Genomic DNA, 23,266 nt, shown 5'->3' on the forward strand with positions numbered 1-23,266 from the left:
ATGAACAGAAGAAGCAGGGGAATGTGTTCTGTCCTTCTTCTGTTTGAAAACATCCCGGTGGGATGAACAGGCTTCCCGGACGCGATGCGCGATGGGGGCAGAGCCCCCGCCCGGCGACCCGCTCAGACCTTCACCCGTTCGGATTTTGGATCGTACATCGGCTTCAAGGAAGCTTCCGCTTTGACCTTCACACCGCAAACGTCGATCTCGTAGGTCGAGCCCAGCACATCCGCCGCCTTTTCGCCTTCGCAAGGCACGTAGCCCAGACCGATGGCGCCCCCCAGCGTGTGGCCATAGTTGCCCGAGCTCAGATAGCCCACATATTCGCCGTCACGGAGGATCGGCTCATTGTGGAACAGCAGCGGCTCGGGATCGGTCAGCCTGAACTGCACCAGACGGTTCTTGGGCCCGCTTTCCTTGCGCGCGATCACAGCCTCGCGCCCGATGAAATCGCAGCCCTTGTCGACCTTGACGGCAAAGCCCAGCCCCGCATCTACCACATGATCCTCGCAGGTGATGTCGTGGCCGAAATGGCGGAAGCCCTTTTCGATCCGGCAGCTGTCCATCATGTGCATGCCGCAGAGCTTGAGCCCCATATCCTGACCCGCCGCGTGCAGCGTCTCAAACACATGGCCCGCCATGTCGGAGGAGACATAGACCTCCCACCCAAGCTCACCCACGTAAGTTACCCGGTGGACGCGGGCGAGGCCCATGCCCAGCTCGATCTTTTGCGCGGTGCCAAACGGGTTGGCGGCGTTCGAGAAATCGTTGGGCGAAACCTTCTCCAGCAGCGCGCGCGCGTTCGGGCCCATGACCGCCAGCACGCCTTCGCCTGCGGTCACGTCGGTGATGACGACGCGGAAATCACCCAAATGGCGCATCATCCAGGTCTGGTCGGCCAGCCTGGTGGCGGCGGGGGTGACGACCAGATAGGCGGTCTCGGACAGGCGGGTGACGGTCACGTCAGCCTCGATCCCGCCGGTACGGTTGAGGAACTGGGTGTAGACAATTTTGCCGTTGGGCACTGCATAATCGCCGCCACCGATATAGTTCATGAAGGCCTGCGCGTCCGGCCCCTCGACCCGGATCTTGCCGAACGAGGACATGTCGTACATGCCCACATTCTCGCGCACGGCGCGGTGCTCGGCGGCCGAGTTCTCGAACCAGTTCTGGCGCTTCCAGCTGTACTGGTATTCGCGCTCCTGCCCTTCGTTCGCAAACCAGTTGGCACGTTCCCACCCGGCCAGCTCGCCCATAACCGCGCCCTGTTCCAGCAGATGGTGATGGAACGGCGTCCGCCGTACGCCGCGCGCGGTGGCCTTTTGGCGATAGGGGTAGTGGTCGGCATAAAGCAGACCCAGCGTTTCTTTCGAGCGTTCAAAGAGGTACTGTTTGTTGCCCTGGAACGGCTGCATCCGGCTGATGTCCACGTCACCCAGATCGAACGGCTTCTCGCCCGTGTCCATCCACTCGGCCAGCGCCATGCCCGCGCCCCCGGCAGACTGGATACCGATCGAGTTGAAGCCCGCCGCGATCCAGACATTGTCCATCTCGGGAGCCAACCCAAGGTGATAGGCATCGTCGGGCGTGAAGGATTCCGGGCCGTTGAAGAAGGTGTGGATACCGGCCTCGGCCAGAATCGGCATGCGTTCACACGCCGCTTCCAAGATCGGTTCGAAATGGTCGAAATCCTCGGGCAGTTGGTCGAACTCGAACGTGTCCGGAATGCCCTCCATCGCCCAGGGCTTGGCGTTGGGCTCGAACGCGCCCAGCAGGATCTTGCCCGCATCTTCCTTGTAATAGGCGCATTCATCCGGCACGCGCAGCACCGGCAACTGAGTCAGGCCGTCGATGTTTTCGGTGACGATGTAGAAATGCTCGCAGGCGTGCAGCGGCACGTTGACACCCGCCATGCGGCCCACTTCGTGCCCCCACATGCCCGCACAGTTCACCACCATGTCGCATTCGATATGGCCCGAGACGCTGCCATCATCGGCCACCCAGTCCACACCGATGACGGTGCGGCCGTCCTTGACGATATCGGTGACTTTCACACGCTCCTTGACGATGCCGCCGCGCTGACGTGCGCCCTTGGCCAGCGCCAGCGCGATATTGGCCGGATCGCCCTGTCCGTCGAGCGGCAGGTGCACGGCGCCCTTGACCCCTTCGAGGTTCAGATGCGGATAAAGCTCCTGCACCCGCTCGTTGGAAATCTCCTCGACCTCGACGCCAAAGGCGCGGGCCATGGCGGCCTGACGATAGATCTCTTCCTTGCGCTCTTCTGTCAGCGCCACGGTGATCGACCCGTTGCGCTTGAAGCCGGTGGCCACGCCGGTCTCTTCCTCCAGCGAGCCATAGAGTTCCTGGCTGTATTTCGCCAGCTTGGTCATGTTCGCCGTTGCACGCAGCTGGGCGATCAGACCGGCGGCGTGCCAGGTGGTGCCGGATGTCAGTTGCTTACGTTCCAGCAGCACAACATCGGTCCAGCCCTTCTTCGTCAGGTGATAGGCGACCGAACATCCGATCACGCCGCCGCCAATGATGACCACGCGGGCCTTGGTGGGAAGATCAACCATCCTCATCTCTCCGAATCTTCAGATTTGCCGCATCCTGCCATGGGAAGGCGGCAGAAAATCCACCAAAAACGTCACACCAATGGCGATAATCACCCCGGCCCGACGGCCCGCCGCTGACGGCGCAGGACAAAGGGCGTGATGCCGTAAAAGCTCTTGTAGACCGCCGAAAACCCGTTCGGGAAGCCGCAGGCAAGACCGATCTCGCGCACGCTCATGGTGGTGTTGAGCAGCAGGTTGTTGGCCTTGGCCAGCCGCATCTCGCGGTAGAACCCGTTGGGGGTGGTGCCCAGATAGGACTTGAACTTGCGTTCCAGCGAGCGGTTGGACAGGCCCAGCGCGTTGACCAGTTCGTTAATCGGCACCGGTTCTTCGATATTGGCCTGCATGATCTTGATGCACTGGTCCAGCGTCTGATCGCCGGTGGTGGTGGTCTTGATCCCGGAAAACGGCTGCATCGAGCTGAAATCGCGGATGTTTTCATGCAGCATGATGTCGGCCACGGTCATCCGCGCCGCGCCCGAGATATGCCGCCCGATCACCGCCAGCGCGACGTCCACCGTGGCCCCCATCCCGGCGCAGGTGACGACGGGGCCATGCTCGGTGGCAATCGAAAACTTGGCATCGAACCCGGCGCCGCGCTCGCGCAGGAACGAGGCGTTTTCCCAATGGGTCGCGTGATCCTCGGCGCCCTTGTCCTTGATATAGCGGCTGGCGGCCTCCGCCAGCAGGAACACCTTCGCATCGCGATAGGTGTAGTCCGAGATCACCCGCGCCAGCGACAGTTCCGGGTTGTCCGGATCGGTGTTGCCGATGACAAAGACATAATCCGCACGCGGCTGAGCCGGGATCGGGTCGGTCGGCACATAGGCCCCGGCGCTGCTGGACACCAGCCCGCCCTTGAGCGAGCGGTAGGTAAAGGTGAAGGGCGGCATCGGGCAGACACGGTTGGCGATCCGCAGCACGTCTACCACGCCCGCCAGCTCGGTCAGCACGAACCCATCGGCCACGATGATGTCGAACTGCCATTGCCGGGCAATGCCGGATGCCGATGCGTAATCTCCTCTGACTGCCATGTCGCCGCCTCCTCAGACGATCTCGTGCCCGGCGGCGCGCAGGGCGCGGGCCAGCTCGGCGATGTGATCGGGACCAACCTCGCAACAGCCGCCGACAATGGTGGCACCCTGTTCGACCCAGCCCATGGCGAGGGTTGCATAGGCGTGCGGGCCGAGATCCTGCCGCTGTTCCAGCGCATCCACGGTGGGCGCGTCCTTTAGGAACCCGTCAGAAATCCGGGTGAAGCCGTTGGCATAGGCCCCGAACGGGCAGCCCAGCCCCTTGACGATCTCCAGCGCCGCCGGGATCGCCTCGGGACGGGAACAGTTTATCAGCACCGCCGTTGGGGCAAAGCGCGCGACCAGCGGCGCAATGTCGCCCAGCGCCTCGCCCGAGCGCAGGCGGGTGCCGTCATCGTCCATCACCGTCAGCGCCAGCCAGACCGGCTTGCCGCAGCCTTCCGTGCCGCGCAGGGCGCCTTCGCCCTCCTGCACCGAGGACACGGTTTCGATCAGGAACAGATCGACGCGCGGCGCCATCAGGGCCACAAGCTCGCCGAACTTCTCCGCCGCGTCCGCCGGGTCAGGGTTCAGGTCGGGCCGGTACGAGGCCAGAAGCGGCCCCAGTGCTCCGGCGATCCGGCTCCCGGTTCCCGCGCGGGCGCGCTCGGCCTGCGTCAGGGCGGTGTCGATCAGGGTCGGCACCTGATCCTCCATCCCCACCCGCACCAGGCGCGAGCGGTGGACGGCATAGGTGTTGGTGGTGGCAACCGTGGCGCCGCAGCGAAAGTATTCACCATGCACCTCGCCCACCAGATCGGGATAATCGATCATCACCCGCGTCGACCACAGCGGCGTCGCCCGGTCGCCGCTGCGTTTCACCAGTTCCTGCCCGATCGAGCCATCCAGAAGCGTGATTTGTGCCATGCGAGCCTCTTACGGAATCAGAACCAGTTTTCCGGGCAGGGCCTTGGACTGAAAGTCCTCCTGTGCGGTTGCTATGTCGCGCAGCGGATACGTCTTTGAGATCAATGGCTTGATCCGGCCCTCGTTGATCAGGGTGACAAGGCGGCCAAAAACCTCGGGCGCCTGATGGGTGCAGCCGTGGATGGTGATGTCCCGCAGGTAGATGTCGCGCAGATCGGCCTCGACCATCGGGCCTGCGATGGCCCCCGAGACGGCATAATGCCCGCCGGGTTTCAGCGCCAGGATAAGCCCGGGCCAGGCCGGGCCGCCCACCACGTCGATGACAACGTCGAACTTGTCCCTGGGTAGCGGCGCGCCCCGGTCAAAGGTCTCGGCGGCGCCTTGCGCCCTGACCACCTCGGCCTTGGCCGGGCTGGTCACGCCCCAGACCGACGCACCCCGCAAGGCGGCCAGTTGCACCGCCGCCAGCCCGACCCCGCCCGAGGCACCGGTGATCAGAACCTTGTGCCCGGCAGTGACGCCGGCCCGGGTCAGCAGGTTTTCGGCGGTGCCGAACGCGCAAGGGATGGCGGCAATCTCCGCATCCGACAGCGGCGAGGCGGTGACGTCATAGAGATCCCCCACGTCAACCACACAATATTGGGCAAAGGCGCCGTCGATTTCCGAACCCAACGCGATAAAGCCCTGCGGGTTGCCCGGGCACGGGCGCGGCAGGTTGATCGGGCAGGTAACCCGCTGCCCGGGGCTGAACCCGGCATCAGGACCGGCCTCTTCGACGATGCCGCACAGATCCCCGCCCTGAATGCGGGGAAAGGCCAGGGCACCGCCCCAGCCGCCTGCATCCACCTCCTGATCCACAGCATCCGTCGCGCCGGTCACGTCCGGGGAATACCACCCAACGCGGGTATTGATGTCGGTGTTGTTGACCCCGGCGGCTGCCACCCGGACCAGAACCTGCCCCGGCCCGGGGACCGGAACAGGAATGTCTTCGCGCCATTCCAGCGCCTCCGGCCCGCCATGCCGGGTGAGATAGACGCCTTGCATCAGCCGGGTCATCGCTCTCTCCTTTTCACGGGCGGGCCGGGTCCGTCACATCAGGCGCGCAGGCGCTCGTTGGCCGGATCCCACAGGGGTTGGTCCTGCTCGACAATCGCGCGGCGCTTCTCGCCGTAGATCTCGACCTCAAGCTCGGTGCCCGGGTTGGCAAGCTCGGCCCGGATCATGCCCAGCGCGATGGACTTGCCGACGCGATAACCCCAGGCGCCGGACGTGGTCTCGCCCACGATCTCGCCATTCTGCCAGATGCAGGACATATACGGCGCGTCGCAATCGCCCGCATCCACCGTCATGGTGACAAAGGCCTTTTTCACACCCTGCTGCCTTTCGCTCAGGATCGCCGCCTTGCCGGGGAAGTCCTGCGGCTTGTCGAGCTTGACGAACCGCTCCAGCCCGCCTTCCAGTAGCGAGTAGTCGGAGCTCAGATCGCCCTTCCACGCGCGATAGCCCTTTTCGATGCGCAGGGAATTCAGCGCATACATGCCGAACGGCTTGGCACCTGCGGCAAGGATGGCCTCGTAGATCGCAGGCATATGCTCGTTGAGCGCATGCACCTCCCAGCCCAGCTCACCGGCAAACGAGACTCGGATCAGATAGGCAGGCTGGCCCGCAACGGTGGCCGACTGATGGGTCAGCCAGCCCGAGGACAGGTCCGCGTCGGTCAGGCCCGACAGAATCTCGCGCGATTTCGGGCCGGTGACGATCAGCGTGTCGCGGGTGGTGGTCACATCCTCGACGGTAACACCGGCAGGCATCACGTTCTGCAGCAGGTCGCGGTCATGCCATTGCGCGGGAGCGGCGGTGATCATCATGAACTCATCCTCGCCCATGCGGACACAGGACATCTCGGTCAGGATGCGGCCGCGGGGGTCCGAGATATAGACGAGGTTGATGCGCCCCACCTTGGGCAGACCGCCGGTAACCAGACCGCGCAGCGCCTCTGCGGCACCCTCGCCCTTGACCATGAAGCGCGAGAAACCCGGCAGGTCGAGCACACCGCAATGGTCGCGCACGGCCTCACATTCCTCTTTGATCCGCTGCTCCCACGGGCCCGACCGGCCCCAGGTGTGGGTGCTTTCCTCGGACACATCATCGCCCGGCTGCGCGAACCAGTTGGCGCGTTCCCAGCCATTGTAGGCGCCCATGACACCGCCCAGTTCCTTGACGCGTGAATGTACCGGCGACAGCTTCTTGTCCCGCGCGGCGGGCCATTCGTGATAGGGGAAATGCATGGAGTATTCGTTGCCGTAGGTCTCCATCCCCTTTTTCACGCAATAGTCGTGATCGGTGTAGTCGGTGTAGCGGCGCGGATCGACCGCCCACATGTCCCACTCGGTGGCGCCATCGACGATCCATTCGGCCAGCACCTTGCCCGCGCCGCCGCCCTGGGCGATGCCGAAGGTAAAGACACAGGCCTCGAACGCGTTCTTCACGCCCGGCATCGGACCGATCAGCGGCAGACCGTCGGGCGCATAGGGGATCGGGCCGTTGATGACCCGGGACACACCCGAGGTCGCCATCAGCGGCACCCGCTCCATCGCATCGGTGACGATATCCTCGATCCGGTCCAGATCGTCGGACCAGAGCTGAAAGCTGAAATCGTCGGGCATCGGGTCCGCGTCGGTATCCCAATGCGCCTTGCAGTTCGGCTCATACGGGCCGAGGTTGAAGCCGTGCTTCTCCTGCCGCAGGTAGTACGAGATATCCACGTCGCGCAGCAGCGGCAGCTTGCTTCCGCCATGCGCCTTGGACCACGCTTCGACCTCGGGGATTTCATCGGTCAGCAGGTACTGGTGGCTCATCACCATCATCGGCACGGTGCGCCCGCCATACGGCTTGAACCATTCGCCGACACGCTGTGCGTAATACCCGGCAGCGTTGACCACATAATCGCAGTCGATAACGCCTTTCCCGGTATGCACGGTCCACGTCCCGTCCTGATGCTGGGTCACACCGGTGGCCGGGGTGAAGCGCAGGATGCGGGCGCCCATGTCGCGCGCACCCTTGGCCAGCGCCTGGGTCAGCTGCGCCGGGTCGATGTCGCCATCGCTGGGATCGTACAGAACACCTTCGAGGTCGTGGGTTTCCAAGAACGGATAGCGCTCCTTCGCCTCTTCGGGCGACCACATCTCCATCTCGATGCCCTGATAGCGGCCCATGGCGTGGGCGCGCTCGAACTCCTGCACCCGTTCCTTGGTATGCGCCAGACGGATCGAGCCCGACTGGTGATAGTTCATCGGGTAATCGACCTCTTCCCCCAGCCGCGCATACAGCTCGGTCGAATAGCGCTGCATGTTCATGATCGCCCACGAGGTCGAGAATGTCGGCACGTTGCCCGCCGCATGCCAGGTCGAGCCGGCGGTCAGCTCGTTCTTTTCCAGCAGAACGCAATCGGTCCATCCCTTCTTGGCCAGATGGTAGAGCGAGGAGGTCCCCACCACACCGCCACCGATAATGACCACGCGGGCCTTTGTCGGAAAATCACTCATGTCTTTCTGTTCCCTTTATTCATGCCTCTTGAGGCAGGTCGTCCGTGATGTCGTAGTAGTCTCCCTTGTCCGCCACAAAGATGTGACGGGCGAGGGTCAGTCCGGTGGGCGCATTGAGCGCCCCCATGGAGATCGAGATCGTGTCCTCGTCATTGTGCTTCCAGAACAGGAACGATCCGCAATTGCTGCAAAAGCCGCGCTTGGCGATGTCCGAGGCGCGGAACCAGCCGAGCGTGTCGCTGGCGGCGAAACTCAGGTTGTTTTCGTGGGTCGAGGCCGAGGACCAGATATGGCCCGACTGTCTGCGGCACTGGCCGCAATGGCAGGCCGAGGGCGGGGAAAGCTCTCCGTCGATGCGGAAGGCGACCGAGCCGCACAGGCAGGAACCGGTATGCATCTGTTTACCCCCTTGCTGCAGGCGTGGTGCTGGTGCCCAGCAACACACCGTAGATGATGAAACAGGTGGCCATGACCCGGCGCACCCACGCGTTGAACACCGCCCCCATCGCCGCGCGGCCCATCAGAGCCCCAAGCAAGGTGAACCCGGTATAGCTGAGTGCGGTGATGGTGAGCGCGGTGGGCATGATCACGGTCATCTGCTGCCAGATCGGCACGCCGGGCTGCACGAATTGCGAAAACGCGGCAAGGTAGCCCGCGACGCTCTTGGGATTGATCGTCGCGATGGCAAGCGCGTGCAGATAGATGTGGCGCGCCGGACGTTCGGTGGCGGGCACGGGTTTGGTCGCATTCATCCAGCCCCGCACTCCCAGCCAGATCAGAAACCCCGCGCCGATCAGCTTGGCGGCAAAGAACCCGGTCGGCGAGGCGGCGATCAGAGCGGTGACCCCCAGCGCCGACAGGATCAGAAACGCGCTGGCCTGCGTCAGGATCGCCAGCACGCCCAGCAGGGCCTTGGCAAAGGGCAGGCTCATCCCGTTCGAGATGCAGTTGACCGCGTTCGGCCCCGGGGTGGTGACGAAGACCACCCAGAACAGCGCGAATATGGTCCAGGCCTCGAAACTCATCAGTACACCGGTGGCGCGATGACCCAGACGGCCACGGCTGGCTCGTCATAGGGGTTGGCCCATTGATAGGGTTCGTTCCGGATCCGGAAACTGTCGCCAGGGCCGACGGTAAAAAACCGGTCGCCGATGGTCAGTTCCAGCCGGCCCGAGACCATGTACCCGACCTCCTGCGTCGGGCGCTCGGCCGGGTTCTGCATCAGCGACCGGGGCTGGAACGTGGAATGCACCATCTCGAAATCGTCTGTCAGATCGGGCGAGAGCAGCTCTTCGATCAGCCCCTCATAACCCGACCCCATGGCCCGCCGCGCCCCGGCGCGCACCACGTACCCCTGTTCCTCGGCGGGCACCGAGTGATGCGCAAACAGCATCGACATCGGCACGCCCAGACACTCAGCGATCAGCCGCAGGTCCGAGATCGAGGGCTCGGACTTGTCGCGCTCCACCTGGCTGAGCCAGCCGACGGACCGGTCGAGCCGCTCGGCAATGTCCACCAGGGTCAGCCCACGCGCCTTGCGCAGGGCCCTCAGATCGGCACCCAAGGTTGCACTTTGTGGAGCTTGACTGTTCAAGGCTGTGGTCCGGGTCGTGAAAAATTCTCGCTGATTTTCACGATGCCGCGAATCGGTGAAATTTCCAAACGTTTTTTCATTGGCCTTCGGATTCTTACTCGGCTATCCCGGCGGCCATGTGGATCGCGATCATGTATCTCTGGATCGTCAACGGGGCGACGGTGCTGGCATTCGGCTGGGACAAGCTGCAGGCCCGCCGGCGGCGCTGGCGTATTCCGGAACGCAGGCTGCTATGGCTGGCGGCCATCGGCGGCAGCCCCGGCGCGCTGGTCGGACGCTGGATCTTCCGTCACAAAACCCGCAAGCGCGGCTTCGTCAAATGGCTGTTCATCATCGTCGCGATCCAGGCCGTGGTCGGCTATTTCCTGCTGACGGAAATCCTGCCGGAACTGCGGTGACCTGTTCCGCGCTCCGATACGTCACGCCGCACCGGCCTCCCCGCGTATGACCCGGCCCAGCACGACGGGCGAGAAATGCGCCTGTCCGCTGGGTCCAAAGACAAGCTTTTGCAGCTTGGCAAAGGCTTCGATGTAATGCGCGTATGAGGCCAGGTTGACGCCGCTGGGCGCGGGCAGCATCTCACCCAGCATGCCGCAATAGCCGCGAACGCTGATCTCCATCTGCGCGCGCGACAGGCCCAGTTGCGCCTCGGCGGCGATGTTGGGAACGGTGACCTGAACGCTGCTCTTGAAGGTGGTCGCCTCGATCTTGAGCTGCACCGCGACACCGATCTCGACCCGCTGGCCCTCGATCTCGCGGACCGTATACATCTTGGCCTCTTGCACGACGCCGACGGATTTACCCTCGGCATCGCCCTTCAGCAGCCCCGCGAACCAGCTCATCTTGCCGCTTGCCTCGCGTGTATAGGCGACCGAGGTGACAAAATGCTGATCCAGAGTCACCACGTCCTCCGGCGCACCGGCCGCCGTCGTCGCAAGGCCTTCTTCGCCGGACGGGCCGCCCACGCGGAACCGATAGCCGGACAGGGTTTCATCGCCGTCGAGCAGCGGGATGTAGGTGAGTGCGTCTGACATGTCATTCAATCCAAATCGGGTTCAAAGAATGACAACAGGTTAACACATCACCTCATTTGCCCAAAGTTTGCTTAGGTTCATGTGGAGCGTCGTGAAACTTTGAGTCGAAGAGCGTGATTTTCTGAATCCGATCAGTGAACCGCGTCGCGCATCACTGGCCCAAACGACAAGCATATTCGACCCAACGTCGGCTGTGCCGGACGAAACGGTCGAAAGGTCATTTAGCGAACCTCCTCAGATCAATCGTTCCAACCGCCCCTTACGCTTGTAAATGTTCTTATAATCCCACTGGATGTTCTGACCCTTTGTCAGCCACCGCTTCAGATCTTCCGCATCTATTTCTTCGGTGGCGGTGTAGCGGACTGATGCGTCTTTGAATTTGCCCGTCCCTGGCTTCAGACTGGGCTCGCCAAAATCGGCGCCACTCCAAAACATCAGGCGGATACAGCCCTTTAGCTTGCTATACCCGACAATCGGATTTCCAGCCAGAAACCAGACCGGATGGCCATGCCATATCTTGCTCTCGGCATTTGGGAGGCCAATGTCAATCTCGCTACGTAGCAGGTCACATATAGCTCTGTCTTCTGGCGACTGAGCACCGTGAAACTCGGAAATTGTTGTAGGTTTCATGACAACATGAATAGCATTGGATCGAAGACAATTGAATGTCCTGCTCGGGCCCTTTTCGACACCTGCGCCGCAGCTTGCGCCAAGGTCTGTTGTTCAATTTCGGGTCAGTTTGTGACGTGAAGGTCAAAGTCATCCGACGTTCGACTGTTCAGGACCCTAGAACGTCGCGGCCAGCCGCGTCCCCTGATTGATCGCGCGTTTGGCGTCCAGCTCGGCGGCCACATCCGCGCCGCCGATCACATGCGGGGTCACGCCCCGGTCGATCAGCGCGTCCGCCAGCGAGCGGTCCGAGACCTGACCGGCGCACAGCACGATGGTCTCGGCCTCGATCACGGTCGGGTTCTCGCGCGCCTCGCCAAAGCTCACATGCAGGCCCGCGTCGTCGATGCGCTCATAGTTCACGCCGCCAACGAAATTCACACCCTTCATCTTCAGCGTGGCGCGGTGAATCCAGCCGGTGGTCTTGCCCAAGCCCTTGCCATGCGCCTGTTTCTTGCGTTGCAGCAGCGTGATCTGCCGTGCGGGTGCCTCGGGCTGCGGACCTTCGGGGGCGAGGCCCGCGCGGTGCTCCGCCGGGTCGGTCACGCCCCATTCCTTCATCCACAGAGGCAGATCCTCGGTCGGGCTTTCGCCCTCATGCAGCAGGTATTCCGAGACGTCGAACCCGATGCCGCCGGCGCCGATCACGGCCACCGATTTGCCAACCGGGGCCTTGCCGCGCAGCACGTCGATATAGTTCAGCACATTGTCCCGGTCCTGCCCGGGGATCTGCGGATCGCGCGGGGTGACGCCTGTGGCAATCACCACCTCGTCAAAGCCGGTCAGGTCATCCGCCGTCACCTCGCGGCCGAGTTCCAGCACAATGCCCAGATCGGCCACCATGGTGCGGTACCAGTCCACGAGGCCCCAGAACTCTTCCTTGCCCGGTACCTGCTTGGCCATGTTGAGCTGCCCGCCGATCTCATCGGCCCTGTCGAACAGGGTAACGCTGTGCCCGCGCTGGGCGGCGGTCATGGCGGTGGAGAGCCCGGCAGGCCCCGCGCCGACGACGGCAACGCGCTTGGGCGTCTCTGCCTTTTCGATCACAAGTTCCGTCTCATGACACGCACGCGGGTTCACCAGACACGAGGTCAGCTTGCCGTTGAACGTGTGATCCAGACAGGCCTGGTTGCAGGCAATGCAGGGCGCGATCTGGGTGGCCCGTCCGGTCTGGGCCTTGGCGACGAACTCGGCATCCGCCAGCATCGGCCGGGCCAGCGACACCATGTCGGCGCAGCCCTCAACCAGCACCTGCTCGGCCACCTCCGGCGTGTTGATCCGGTTCGAGGTGATCACCGGGATAGACACCTTGCCCATCAGCTTCTTGGTGACCCAGGCAAAGGCCGCGCGCGGCACGCTGGTGGCAATCGTCGGTATCCGCGCCTCGTGCCAGCCGATGCCGGTGTTGATGATCGTGGCCCCGGCCTTCTCGATCTCCTGCGCCAGTTGCACTACCTCGTCATGGGTCGAGCCATTGGGCACCAGATCGATCATCGACAGCCGGTAGATGATGATGAAATCGGTGCCGACCGCCTCGCGCGTGCGGCGCACCACCTCGATCGGCAGGCGCATCCGGTTCTCATACGATCCGCCCCAGCGGTCGGTGCGCTTGTTGGTATGGGTGACGAGGAACTGGTTGAGGAAATACCCCTCGGACCCCATGATCTCGACCCCGTCATAGCCCGCGTGCTGCGCCAGAACCGCGGCATTCACGATGTCGGAAATCTGCTTCCCGATCCCTTCCTCGTCCAGCTCATGCGGCGGGAACGGAGAAATGGGCGACTTCACCGGGCTGGGTGCGACGCATTTCGGCCCATAGGCATAACGGCCCGCATGCAGGATCTGCATCGCGATCTTGCCGCCCGCCTCATGCACTCGCTCCGTGACAATCGAGTGGTTCGCCACGTCCTTGTCGGATACCATCATCGACGCCCCGGGCAGGACCGAACCCTCAAGGTTCGGACCGATCCCGCCGGTCACCATCAGCGCCACGCCGCCGCGCGCGCGATCGGCATAGAACTCGGCCACGCGGTTCCAGTCGCCGGTCTCTTCCAGACCGGTATGCATCGAACCCATCAGGACGCGGTTCTTCAAGGTGGTAAAGCCCAGGTCCAGCGGCGCCAGCATGTTCGGGTACGCAGTCATCACGAAAACTCTCCCTCAGGATTTGCGCCGAAGATTGACGCGCACGTCAACTTTGTCACGCGAAACCTGACGTCACCCCCTGTTCTGCCGGGATGGTGCTTGTTAGAGAAGGGTGAATTCAGGACGAGGCCGCAGATGACCCCCGAAGAAATCGCCAGACTGCCCTACCGCCCCTGCGTCGGGCTGATGCTGATGAATACCGACGGCAAGATCTTTGTCGGCCAGCGCAACGACCGTCACAAGGACGCCTGGCAGATGCCGCAGGGCGGGGTGGACAAGGGCGAAGACCCACGCGCCGCGGCCCTGCGCGAGCTGTGGGAAGAGACCGGCATACGTTCTGACCTGGTCGAGGTCATCGCCGAATCCGAGGATTGGCTGCCCTATGATCTGCCACATGACATCGTGCCCAAGATCTGGAAAGGCCGCTATCGCGGTCAGGAACAGAAATGGTTCCTGCTGCGCTTTGTGGGCTCGGACGACCAGATCGACATCGAGACCGATCACCCCGAGTTCACCCGCTGGAAATGGCAGGACCCGGCGCGGCTGGTGGGCGACATCGTGCCCTTCAAACGCGCGGTTTATGAACAGGTCCTCGCGGTGTTTTCCGAGCACCTCGACCATGGCGCAACACCATCCCGGTAAATGACCCCTCTTTGGCACCGTAATTTATTAAATGAGATCAAAGTGTTTTTCGATCCGCTCACTTTGATTCCCTTTTTTCGGCACCGTTTTCCCTTGAACTGGCACATCCCGCAAAAGTGAGACCGCCCGGATGCCGGCATAGCCTGCATCCGAATAGAGCGCAGTCACGAACTGCAGCCTCGGGATTTGCCCCAGTCGCCATTGGCGACATGCAGAAAGTGGTGGGTGGGTTCACACCGTGGACAATTCCGCCATCGAGAATTACGGAATAAATGTCCGCATTCTAGAGTGTGCGGGTTTTCCAAGATGCCACAGCCTTGCACCACGTCAGTGGTCAACTGTTCGGCTCGTTCGTTTTTGGACAAAGCGGTACAAACAGGTACTTAACTTCGCGTTCGTTGATCAAAAGATTTGCCAGTGTGCTGTCCATCTCCGGCGTTGCCGCGGGCCGTGTGCACAGATGAAACACATCGCCGACAGCCTGCACAATACGTGGATCGCCGTGGCGGATTTGCGTTTTCAGGCTGCGGATATAGTAGCCGTCGGGGTTGGCGTCGATATCCTCCAACGACACAGCCTCATTCACATGGCCCGGCCCACATAACGCGTCGATGCGGCTTTCGGCTTGGGCGGCGGCAAGTGTCAGCGCGGCGGAAATAATCAGTTTCATCTTATTTCTCCTGTCGTTTCTCGGATTGATGCGCGCCGCCTGAGGGCTGGTGAGCTTGCCAGCAGCGCGCCCGGTTCGCTATATTAGGACACGTGGAGGAGCGTGATTTGTCCCGAAATGGCGACGAAATTGACACGAATTCTTCTGAAATCGTTCGCATTGGCGATTTCACGCTCTCTCTTGAAAATCTGGAGATTCAAAGCGTTACAGGACAAACCGTTGATCTGCGCAGCCAAAGCGCGGACGTTTTGGCGGTTCTGGTGCAGCATGCCGGAGAGATCGTCTCCAAAGACACCCTGATAGACCGCGTCTGGGCCGATACTTTTGTGACCGATGACAGCCTCGTCCAATGCATCGCTGATATCCGGCGGGCGCTAGGTGACACGGATCACAAACTGGTTCAGACATTTCCTAAGAAGGGGTACAAACTCAACGCGACACCGGTCGATACCGCCGAAAAGACAGTTCATACCGGTCTCGCGTCCCGGGCTAGCCCTTCGGCCAGACGGCGTAACGTCATAGCGATTGCGTCGCTAGCCGCGCTGGCGCTGATCGGCATGATCTATCTGATACCTGGTGATCCGCCGCGCGGTGAAAGCGACCACTCCCCGCGCATCGCGGTGCTGGCCTTCGACGATTTCAGCGCGGGCGAGGATAAGGGCTACCTGTCGGATGCGATCGCCGAAGGCATTATCACCGAACTTGCCCGGTCGCGTTTTTATGACGTGATCGCCCGCAACTCGAGTTTCCGTTATCGCGGCCAGCCCATCGACATTCATCAGATCGGCGAAGAACTTGGGGTACAATTCGTCCTTGAGGGCAGCCAGCAAAAGTCAGGTGACAAGCTGAAGGTCACTGCGCAGCTCATAGACGCCACAACCGGAGAGCATCTTTGGGCGCATACCTACGACCAGAACATCGGGGATCTGTTTGTTGTGCAGGACCAAATCGTCCGAACGCTCGCTGACCGTGTGGGCGAGCGCCTCATGCGCCCAAGCCCCGTGAGCGACCCGGACAAAGTCACCGCCCAGCATCTGTTCCTGAAGGCCCGTCAATTCGTCGTTGATGACTTTTCCGAAGCAAGCAATTGGAAAGCATACGAAACCGTACAGAAAATTTTCGAAGTGGACCCCGACAGCCACTATGCACATCTCGGTATGGTGTTCGTGTATCGTCATGCCGGCGAATTCGGCTGGCATGGCTGGGATCGGCAGGAAGCCTTCGATACCGCGCTGGAGCATGGCCTTAAAGCACTAGAAATCGCTGCGGACGATCCAAGCACACACTACTTACTGGCGTTGCTAAGAGGCTCGCGCGGCGAAAATGAAGAAGCGTTGGCGCACTACGACAAGGCAGTGGCACTTAATCCCAGCGCGTCACGGTATCTGGCAGCCAGTGCAACTCCCTTGCTCAATGTTGGCCGTACTGACGAGGCAATCGAACGACTGGAACGGGCCAAGGGTATCGACCCCTTCCACTCTCGAAACGTCCATTGGAGGATGGGTTGGGCACTTTGGCAAAAGGGGGACTGTGAAGGAGCGCTTGATGCTTTTCTGCAAATGGACAAGATCGTGAAGGGCGCGCACCGCATGCTGGCCGCGATCTATGCGTGCCTCGGCGAGGTCGAAAAGGCGCAGGACGCATACAAAGTGTTTTACGCCGACGCGCATGAGCCGACGATTGCCGAGCAACGCGCCGAAAGTATCGACACCTGGACCGCGCCCGGCGCGTTAGAGCGCTATCTGGATCACATGCGTATTGCCGGGATGAAAGACTGACACCGGCCTTGGCGCGCCGGTTCACTCCCTCGGGGAATGCCATTCGTAATTTCAATAGCAGAACGCATGACCGATCTCTTGACTTCGACACAGATCTGTCTCTGCGCAACGTCTGGCACAGAGGCTGACCTTCATACGTTTCGTAGCATTAGTCGAAATTGGGCTCTCCCCGGCCGCTCTCTGTGCGCTGAACAAAGGTCTGGGTCGGTGTCAAAGGAAACCCAAGTGCTAAAAGGAAGAACTGTGGGAGTCAGGTTACCAGCTCAAACAAAACGCGCGGTGGATCAGACCCCCGCGCGTTCACGTCGTGACAGACAGATCAGCTCCTCACAAGTGCCTCATACGCCTCGGCAATCTCGCGGGTGATGTCGCCGACCTCGAACCGGTAAGGCCCGATCTCGCCCACCGGAGTGACCTCGGCGGCAGTGCCGGTCAGCCAGCATTGTTCGAACCCTTCCATCTCTTCCGGCATGATGTGACGTTCATGCACCGTGATGCCGCGATCCTTGAGCAGGCCGATCACCGTCTGGCGGGTGAGCCCGTTCAGGAAACAGTCGGGCAGCGGGGTGTGCACCTCGCCATCCTTGACGAAAAAGATATTGGCCCCCGTCGCCTCGGCCACGTAGCCGCGATAGTCCATGAACAGCGCATCCGAGCAGCCCTGCGCCGTCGCCTTATGCTTGGAGATGGTGCAGATCATGTAGAGACCGGCGGCCTTGGCATGCACCGGGATGGTCTCGGGGCTGGGCCGTTTCCACTCGGCAATCGCCAGCTTGGCGCCCTGCATCTTGGCGTCGCCATAATACGCCCCCCAACCCCAGACCGCGATCGCCATGCGCACCGGGTTCGCAGCCGACGCCACGCCCATGTCTTCACCCGAGCCCCGCCACACGAGGGCGCGCACGTAAGCGTCCTGCAGGCCGGAGGCTTTGAGCGTCTCTTCCTTCGCGGCCTCGATCTGATCCACCGTGTAGGGCATCGGCATGTCCAGCGCCTCGGCAGAGGCAATCAGACGCTCGGAATGCTCACGGCTCTTGAAGATCTTGCCGTTATAGGCGCGCTCGCCCTCGAACACCGACGAGGCATAGTGCATGGCGTGGGTCAGGATATGTACCTGTGCATCCCGCCACGGGACCAGCTCTCCATCCATCCATATGACACCATCACGATCGTCATAACCCGCCATGCCGCAACCTCCTGAACCGGGCCGATTTTCCGAAAATTGCGCAACTTAGGACCGAAGCGGACACATTGTTGCGCAAAAGCTTCGATTCGATACCTGTTCACTCTTGGAATGTCAACAAGACTGACATAAAGTGGCCGGAAGCAACAAAATGGGGCGCGATAACATGTCCGAAACCCGTACGGCGCAGGCATTTGGCGGAGAAAGCCTGCTGTTTCTGACCGACGAGCAGTTGCGGCAGGGGATCGAGGCAATGTTCTTTGCCTATCGCGGGTTTACCGCCGATCCCGACCGGATTCTGGCCGAGCTGGCCTATGGCCGCGCCCATCACCGGGCGATCCATTTCATCAACCGCGCGCCGGGCACCACGGTGAACAATCTGCTGGCCATTCTGGGCGTCACCAAACAGTCTCTGAACCGGGTGCTTCGGACCCTGATCGCCGACGGGCTGGTCGAAAGCCGCGTCGGCACCGTCGACAAGCGTGAACGGCACCTGTTCCTGACCGAGGCGGGCGCCGCGCTTGAGACAAAACTGTCCGATGCCCAGCGCGCCCGCATGCGCGCCGCCTACAAAGAGGCCGGGCCCGAGGCGGTAACCGGTTTCCGCAAAGTACTTGAAGCAATGATGGATGCTGATATGCGTCGGGCCTACACCAAACTGCGGGATACCACCTCATGAGCGATCTGGACGCCCACCTGCTGATTGTCGACGATGACGAGCGGATCCGCGACCTGCTCAAGAAATTCCTGATGCGCAACGGCTTTCTGGTGACGGCTGCCCGGGATGCGGCCCATGCGCGGCGGGTGCTGTCGGGGCTGGATTTCGACCTGATCGTGATGGATGTGATGATGCCGGGCGAGGACGGGGTCAGCCTGACACGCAGTCTGCGCGAAACCCAGGCCACCCCGATCCTGCTGCTGACCGCCCGCGGCGAGACCGAACACCGGATCGCGGGGCTTGAGGCCGGGGCCGACGATTACCTCGCCAAACCGTTCGAGCCCAAGGAACTGCTGCTCAGGATCAACGCCATCCTGCGGCGGATGCCCGACACCCCGGCGCAGGACACCGCGCCCAAGATCCTGCATCTGGGCCCGATCCGCTACGACATCGAACGCGGCGAGATGTGGCAGGGCGACGACCCGGTGCGCCTGACCGCGACCGAAAGCCAGCTGATGAAGATCTTCTCGGCCCAACCGGGTGAGCCCATCAGCCGCGCCAAGCTGGTCGAGGATCTGGGCCGCGACAAGGGCCAGGCGCAAGAGCGCGCGGTGGACGTACAGATCACCCGCCTGCGCCGCAAGATCGAACAGGACCCCAAGCAACCGCGCTATCTGCAGACGGTGCGGGGCGCGGGATATATGCTGGCGCCGGACTGAGCGGCCAACCGTCTCCGATAGCCTCAGCCCAACGTATAAGGGACCCCGATGAAAACAGCCCTGATCACCCATGCCGATTGTCTGGGCCATGTGACCCCCACCGGCCATCCCGAACGGGTGGCGCGGCTGGAGCACATCCTGCACGCGCTGGAGCCGCTGGACTTGAACCGGGTGACCGCGCCGCTGGCGGCTGACGATGACATTCTGCGAATCCATCCGGCCTCGTACCTGAGCGACATCCGCGATGCCCGGCCCGCAGAGGGGTTCACCCAGATCGACGGCGATACCTTCATGTCCCCGGGCTCGGTCGATGCCGCCTTTCGCGCGGCGGGCGCCGTGGTGCGGGCGGTGGACATGGTGATGGGTGGCGAGGCGCCCAACGCCTTCTGCGCCGTGCGTCCGCCGGGGCACCATGCCGAGACATCCACCGCCATGGGGTTCTGCCTGTTCGGCAACGCGGCACTTGCGGCAAAACATGCGCTCGATCACCACGGGCTGTCCCGCGTGGCGGTGGTGGATTTCGACGTGCATCACGGCAACGGCACGCAGGACCTACTGTGGGACGAGCCGCGCGCGCTGGTCATAACCTCGCAACAGATGCCGCTCTGGCCCGGCACCGGTCGCCCGGACGAAACCGGCGCCCATGGCAATGTGCTGAACCTGCCGCTGGCCCCCAACACCGGCGGGGCCGAGATGCGCGCGGCCTGGCGCGATCAGGCTTTCCCACGCCTGCGCAGTTTCCGCCCCGAGCTGATCGTGATCTCTACCGGGTTCGACGCCCATGCCGACGATCCGCTGGCCAATCTGAACTGGGAAACCGAGGATTTCGCGTGGATCACATCCGAGCTGTGCACGATTGCCCGCGAGGTCTGCGACGGACGTATCGTCTCGACTCTCGAAGGCGGGTATGATCTGAACGCGCTGGCCGCGGCAACGCGCGCGCATGTGCAAGAACTGATGAAGGCTGCCCAATGACCGAGACACCCGTTGATCAGATGACCTTCGAACAGGCGATGAAGGAACTTGAGGCCGTGGTCGGCCAGCTGGAACGCGGCGACGTGGCGCTGGACCAGTCCATCGCGCTCTATGAACGCGGTGCCGCGCTCAAGAAACGCTGCGAGGATGAGCTGAAGCGCGCCGAGGAAAAGGTGGCCGCGATCACGCTGGACGCCAAGGGCGAACCCACCGGGACCCAGCCTGTCGAAGGCCAGTAAATGTTTCGCGAACAACTGGCGCAGGATGCGGCGCAGATTCAGGACCAGTTCGATCTGGTTCTGGGCGCGCTGGACGATCTCGATGTGACGCGGGCCATGGCCTATACCACGCGGGGCGGCAAACGCCTGCGCGGGTTTCTGGTACTCGAAAGCGCCCGGTTGCATGACGTGGACGTGGCCCGCGCGATCTGGCCCGCAACCGCGATCGAAGCGCTGCACGCCTATTCGCTGGTTCATGACGACCTGCCCTGCATGGACGATGACGATCTGCGCCGGGGCAAACCCACGGTACATGTGAAATGGGACGAGGGCACCGCCGTTCTGGCCGGGGACGCCCTGCAAACGCTGGCATTCGAGCTGTGCGCCCGGCCCGAGACCGGCCCCGCGGAGGTCCGCGCCGATCTGGCGCTGACATTGGCGCAGGCCAGCGGCGCGCAGGGCATGGTGCTGGGACAGGCGCTGGATATCGCTGCCGAAACCGCTTCCGCACCTCTCACGCTTGATGAAATCACCCGCCTGCAGGCGGGCAAGACCGGCGCATTGATCGAATGGTCGGCCTGCGCAGGCGCCCGGCTGGCTGGGGCAGATCCCGAACAGTTGCGCCAATATGCCCGCGCGCTGGGGCTTGCTTTCCAGATCGCCGATGACATCTTGGATGTCGAGGGCGACGCGGAAAAGGCCGGAAAACGCCTGCAAAAGGACGCCGAGGCGGGCAAGGCCACCTTTGTCTCGCTTCTGGGTCTGGACGCGGCACGGGCCCGCGCGGCAGAGCTGGTGGATCAGGCCTGCGCGGCGCTTGACGGATACGGACCGCGCGCGGAAACCTTGAAGGAGGCCGCCCGCTTCGTTATTGCCCGCGACAGCTAGCCGTAAGGGACGCGCCGAAAACATGACGTCTGACCGCCCGAATACCCCCCTGCTGGACCTTGTGAACCGCCCCGCGGACCTCAAGCAGTTCTCGGATGCCCAACTGACCCAGTTGGCAAGCGAGCTTCGGGCGGAAACCGTCTCGGCGGTCTCGGTCACCGGCGGTCACCTGGGCGCAGGTCTGGGCGTGGTGGAACTGACCGTGGCGCTGCACGCAGTGTTCGACACCCCGCGTGACAAGATCGTCTGGGACGTCGGCCACCAGTGCTACCCCCACAAGATCCTCACCGAACGCCGCGACCGCATCCGCACCCTGCGGATGAAGGACGGCCTCAGCGGCTTCACCAAACGCAGCGAAAGCCCATACGACCCGTTCGGCGCCGCCCACAGCTCAACCTCGATCAGCGCCGCGCTTGGTTTCGCCGTCGCCCGCGACCTGGGCGGCGTGACGCCCGAAGGGCTGGGCGACGCGATTGCCGTGATCGGCGACGGCTCGATGTCCGCCGGCATGGCCTTCGAGGCAATGAACAACGCGGGCCACCTGAAAAAGCGCCTGATCGTTATCCTCAACGACAACGAGATGAGCATCGCCCCGCCGGTCGGCGCGCTGTCCAACTACCTCTCGCGCCTCTACGCAGAAGAACCGTTTCAGGAGCTGAAAGCCGCCGCCAAAGGCGCCGTCTCGCTGCTGCCCGAACCCTTCCGCGAAGGCGCCAAACGCGCCAAGGAGATGCTCAAGGGCATGGCCGTCGGCGGCACCCTGTTCGAAGAGCTTGGCTTCTCCTATCTCGGCCCCATCGACGGGCACGACATGGACCAGCTCCTGCCGGTTCTGCGCACCGTCAAGGCCCGCGCCACCGGTCCGATCCTGATCCACGTGCTGACCAAAAAGGGCAAGGGATACGCCCCCGCCGAGGCCGCCCGCGACCGCGGCCACGCCACCGCCAAGTTCGACGTTGTGACGGGCGAGCAGAAAAAGGCGCCCTCGAACGCGCCCTCCTACACCTCGGTCTTCGGCAACACACTGGTGGATCAGGCCGCCCGCGACGACAAGATCGTCGCCGTCACCGCCGCGATGCCGGACGGCACCGGGCTGAACCTCTTTGCCGAGCGCTACCCGTCGCGCTGCTTCGACGTGGGCATCGCCGAACAGCATGGCGTCACCTTCTCGGCCGCGCTCGCCGCCGGCGGGCTGAAACCCTTCTGCGCGATGTATTCCACCTTCCTGCAACGCGGCTACGATCAGGTCGTGCACGACGTGGCGATCCAGCGCCTGCCCGTGCGCTTCGCCATCGACCGCGCCGGACTGGTGGGCGCGGACGGCGCCACCCACGCGGGCTCGTTCGACATCGCCTACCTTGCCAACCTGCCCGGCATGGTGGTCATGGCCGCCGCAGACGAGGCCGAGCTGATGCACATGATCGCCACCGCCGCCGCCCATGACGACGGCCCCATCGCCTTCCGCTACCCGCGCGGCGAAGGCGTGGGCGTAGACCTGCCCGAACGCGGCGAGGTGCTGGAAATCGGCAAGGGCCGCATGATCCAACAGGGCGCCCGCGTGGCCCTCCTGTCCTTCGGCACCCGCTTGGCCGAGGTGCAAAACGCCGCCGAGGCGCTTGACGCAAAGGGCATCACCCCCACCATCGCCGACGCCCGCTTCGCCAAACCGCTGGACCGAGACCTGATCCTGCGGCTGGCCTCCGAACACGAGGCCCTGATCACCATAGAAGAGGGCGCCATCGGCGGCTTCGGCAGCCACGTGGCGCAATTGCTGGCGGACGAGGGCGTCTTCGACCACGGCCTCAAATACCGCTCAATGGTCCTGCCCGACACCTTCATCGACCAGGCCAGCCCGGCGGACATGTATGCCGTGGCGGGCATGAATGCCGAGCACATCGAAGCCAAGGTGCTTGAGGTTCTGGGCGTAGCGCAGATCGGGGAAAAGCGGGCGTAGAGGTTTGGGGCATGCCTTGAAAGCGGGCGAAGCGCATGA

The 23,266-nt window shown here is 63.0% G+C and carries 23 protein-coding genes; 9 read left to right on the forward strand and 14 right to left on the reverse strand.

Annotated elements, in window-relative coordinates; translation table 11 throughout:
• Window positions 1-122: 122 nt before the first annotated feature.
• The 8 genes from GOX53_RS15090 to GOX53_RS15125 form a co-directional block, all read right to left on the reverse strand.
• Complete coding sequence (locus tag GOX53_RS15090; protein ID WP_171177742.1) at window positions 123-2,576, reverse strand: FAD-dependent oxidoreductase; 2,454 nt, start codon at window positions 2,574-2,576, stop codon at window positions 123-125.
• A gap of 89 nt (window positions 2,577-2,665) precedes the next feature.
• Window positions 2,666-3,649, reverse strand: coding sequence for a GlxA family transcriptional regulator (locus tag GOX53_RS15095; protein WP_171177744.1), 984 nt, complete (start codon window positions 3,647-3,649; stop codon window positions 2,666-2,668).
• A 12-nt stretch (window positions 3,650-3,661) separates the two neighbouring features.
• Entirely contained in the window at window positions 3,662-4,555 is an 894-nt protein-coding gene (locus tag GOX53_RS15100) for a homocysteine S-methyltransferase family protein (protein WP_171177746.1), read from the reverse strand.
• A 9-nt stretch (window positions 4,556-4,564) separates the two neighbouring features.
• The gene (locus GOX53_RS15105) at window positions 4,565-5,611 is read right to left on the reverse strand and encodes an alcohol dehydrogenase family protein (RefSeq protein ID WP_171177748.1); all 1,047 of its coding nucleotides are present in this window, start codon (window positions 5,609-5,611) and stop codon (window positions 4,565-4,567) included.
• A 38-nt stretch (window positions 5,612-5,649) separates the two neighbouring features.
• Window positions 5,650-8,100, reverse strand: a complete 2,451-nt coding sequence (locus GOX53_RS15110; protein ID WP_171177750.1) for an FAD-dependent oxidoreductase — start codon at window positions 8,098-8,100, stop codon at window positions 5,650-5,652.
• A 19-nt stretch (window positions 8,101-8,119) separates the two neighbouring features.
• Window positions 8,120-8,497 carry a GFA family protein gene (locus GOX53_RS15115; RefSeq protein WP_171177752.1) on the reverse strand — a complete coding sequence of 126 codons (378 nt, stop codon included), beginning with the start codon at window positions 8,495-8,497 and terminating at the stop codon, window positions 8,120-8,122.
• A gap of 4 nt (window positions 8,498-8,501) precedes the next feature.
• The gene (locus GOX53_RS15120; RefSeq protein ID WP_171177753.1) at window positions 8,502-9,125 is read right to left on the reverse strand and encodes a LysE family translocator; all 624 of its coding nucleotides are present in this window, start codon (window positions 9,123-9,125) and stop codon (window positions 8,502-8,504) included.
• Entirely contained in the window at window positions 9,125-9,694 is a 570-nt protein-coding gene (locus tag GOX53_RS15125) for a helix-turn-helix domain-containing protein (RefSeq protein WP_171177755.1), read from the reverse strand. Before GOX53_RS15125 ends, GOX53_RS15120 begins: the two co-directional genes overlap by 1 nt.
• Before the next feature lie 131 nt (window positions 9,695-9,825).
• Between GOX53_RS15125 and GOX53_RS15130 the strand changes: the two genes are divergently transcribed.
• Window positions 9,826-10,092, forward strand: coding sequence for a DUF1294 domain-containing protein (locus tag GOX53_RS15130; RefSeq protein ID WP_254446578.1), 267 nt, complete (start codon window positions 9,826-9,828; stop codon window positions 10,090-10,092).
• A gap of 21 nt (window positions 10,093-10,113) precedes the next feature.
• On the opposite strand, the gene GOX53_RS15135 is transcribed toward GOX53_RS15130, so the two are convergent.
• The 3 genes from GOX53_RS15135 to GOX53_RS15145 form a co-directional block, all read right to left on the reverse strand.
• Window positions 10,114-10,728, reverse strand: a complete 615-nt coding sequence (locus tag GOX53_RS15135; protein ID WP_171177759.1) for a hypothetical protein — start codon at window positions 10,726-10,728, stop codon at window positions 10,114-10,116.
• A gap of 234 nt (window positions 10,729-10,962) precedes the next feature.
• The gene (locus GOX53_RS15140; RefSeq protein WP_171177761.1) at window positions 10,963-11,358 is read right to left on the reverse strand and encodes a DUF1801 domain-containing protein; all 396 of its coding nucleotides are present in this window, start codon (window positions 11,356-11,358) and stop codon (window positions 10,963-10,965) included.
• A 156-nt stretch (window positions 11,359-11,514) separates the two neighbouring features.
• Window positions 11,515-13,542, reverse strand: coding sequence for an NADPH-dependent 2,4-dienoyl-CoA reductase (locus GOX53_RS15145; protein ID WP_171177763.1), 2,028 nt, complete (start codon window positions 13,540-13,542; stop codon window positions 11,515-11,517).
• A gap of 135 nt (window positions 13,543-13,677) precedes the next feature.
• On the opposite strand from GOX53_RS15145, the gene GOX53_RS15150 reads away from it, so the two are divergent.
• Window positions 13,678-14,184 carry an RNA pyrophosphohydrolase gene (locus GOX53_RS15150; RefSeq protein ID WP_171177765.1) on the forward strand — a complete coding sequence of 169 codons (507 nt, stop codon included), beginning with the start codon at window positions 13,678-13,680 and terminating at the stop codon, window positions 14,182-14,184.
• A gap of 27 nt (window positions 14,185-14,211) precedes the next feature.
• On the opposite strand, the gene GOX53_RS15155 is transcribed toward GOX53_RS15150, so the two are convergent.
• Window positions 14,212-14,352: a hypothetical protein gene (locus GOX53_RS15155; protein WP_171177767.1), complete on the reverse strand. Its 141-nt coding sequence runs from the start codon at window positions 14,350-14,352 to the stop codon at window positions 14,212-14,214.
• Window positions 14,353-14,518: 166 nt separating this feature from the next.
• A complete protein-coding gene (locus GOX53_RS15160; RefSeq protein ID WP_171177769.1) occupies window positions 14,519-14,854 on the reverse strand; it encodes a hypothetical protein in 336 nt (111 codons plus the stop codon).
• A gap of 107 nt (window positions 14,855-14,961) precedes the next feature.
• On the opposite strand from GOX53_RS15160, the gene GOX53_RS15165 reads away from it, so the two are divergent.
• A complete protein-coding gene (locus GOX53_RS15165) occupies window positions 14,962-16,632 on the forward strand; it encodes a winged helix-turn-helix domain-containing tetratricopeptide repeat protein (RefSeq protein WP_171177770.1) in 1,671 nt (556 codons plus the stop codon).
• 319 nt (window positions 16,633-16,951) lie between these two features.
• On the opposite strand, the gene GOX53_RS15170 is transcribed toward GOX53_RS15165, so the two are convergent.
• A complete protein-coding gene (locus GOX53_RS15170) occupies window positions 16,952-17,818 on the reverse strand; it encodes a branched-chain amino acid aminotransferase (protein WP_171177771.1) in 867 nt (288 codons plus the stop codon).
• A 163-nt stretch (window positions 17,819-17,981) separates the two neighbouring features.
• On the opposite strand from GOX53_RS15170, the gene GOX53_RS15175 reads away from it, so the two are divergent.
• Genes GOX53_RS15175 through dxs form a run of 6 tightly spaced genes read left to right on the forward strand, consistent with a single transcriptional unit; the run spans window position 17,982 to window position 23,227 of the window.
• Complete coding sequence (locus GOX53_RS15175) at window positions 17,982-18,494, forward strand: MarR family winged helix-turn-helix transcriptional regulator (RefSeq protein ID WP_171177772.1); 513 nt, start codon at window positions 17,982-17,984, stop codon at window positions 18,492-18,494.
• Window positions 18,491-19,192 carry a response regulator gene (locus GOX53_RS15180; protein ID WP_171177773.1) on the forward strand — a complete coding sequence of 234 codons (702 nt, stop codon included), beginning with the start codon at window positions 18,491-18,493 and terminating at the stop codon, window positions 19,190-19,192. The genes GOX53_RS15175 and GOX53_RS15180 overlap by 4 nt, the downstream gene beginning before the upstream one ends.
• Window positions 19,193-19,240: 48 nt before the next feature.
• A complete protein-coding gene (locus GOX53_RS15185) occupies window positions 19,241-20,167 on the forward strand; it encodes a histone deacetylase family protein (protein WP_171177774.1) in 927 nt (308 codons plus the stop codon).
• The gene (locus tag GOX53_RS15190) at window positions 20,164-20,406 is read left to right on the forward strand and encodes an exodeoxyribonuclease VII small subunit (protein ID WP_171177775.1); all 243 of its coding nucleotides are present in this window, start codon (window positions 20,164-20,166) and stop codon (window positions 20,404-20,406) included. Before GOX53_RS15185 ends, GOX53_RS15190 begins: the two co-directional genes overlap by 4 nt.
• Window positions 20,407-21,273 (forward strand): polyprenyl synthetase family protein, encoded by an 867-nt coding sequence (locus GOX53_RS15195; protein WP_171177776.1) that lies wholly within the window; start codon window positions 20,407-20,409, stop codon window positions 21,271-21,273.
• A 22-nt stretch (window positions 21,274-21,295) separates the two neighbouring features.
• Window positions 21,296-23,227: a 1-deoxy-D-xylulose-5-phosphate synthase gene (gene dxs, locus GOX53_RS15200; RefSeq protein WP_171177777.1), complete on the forward strand. Its 1,932-nt coding sequence runs from the start codon at window positions 21,296-21,298 to the stop codon at window positions 23,225-23,227.
• Window positions 23,228-23,266 lie beyond the last annotated feature (39 nt).

This window comes from Ruegeria sp. HKCCD8929, assembly GCF_013031405.1.
Taxonomy (GTDB): domain Bacteria; phylum Pseudomonadota; class Alphaproteobacteria; order Rhodobacterales; family Rhodobacteraceae; genus Ruegeria.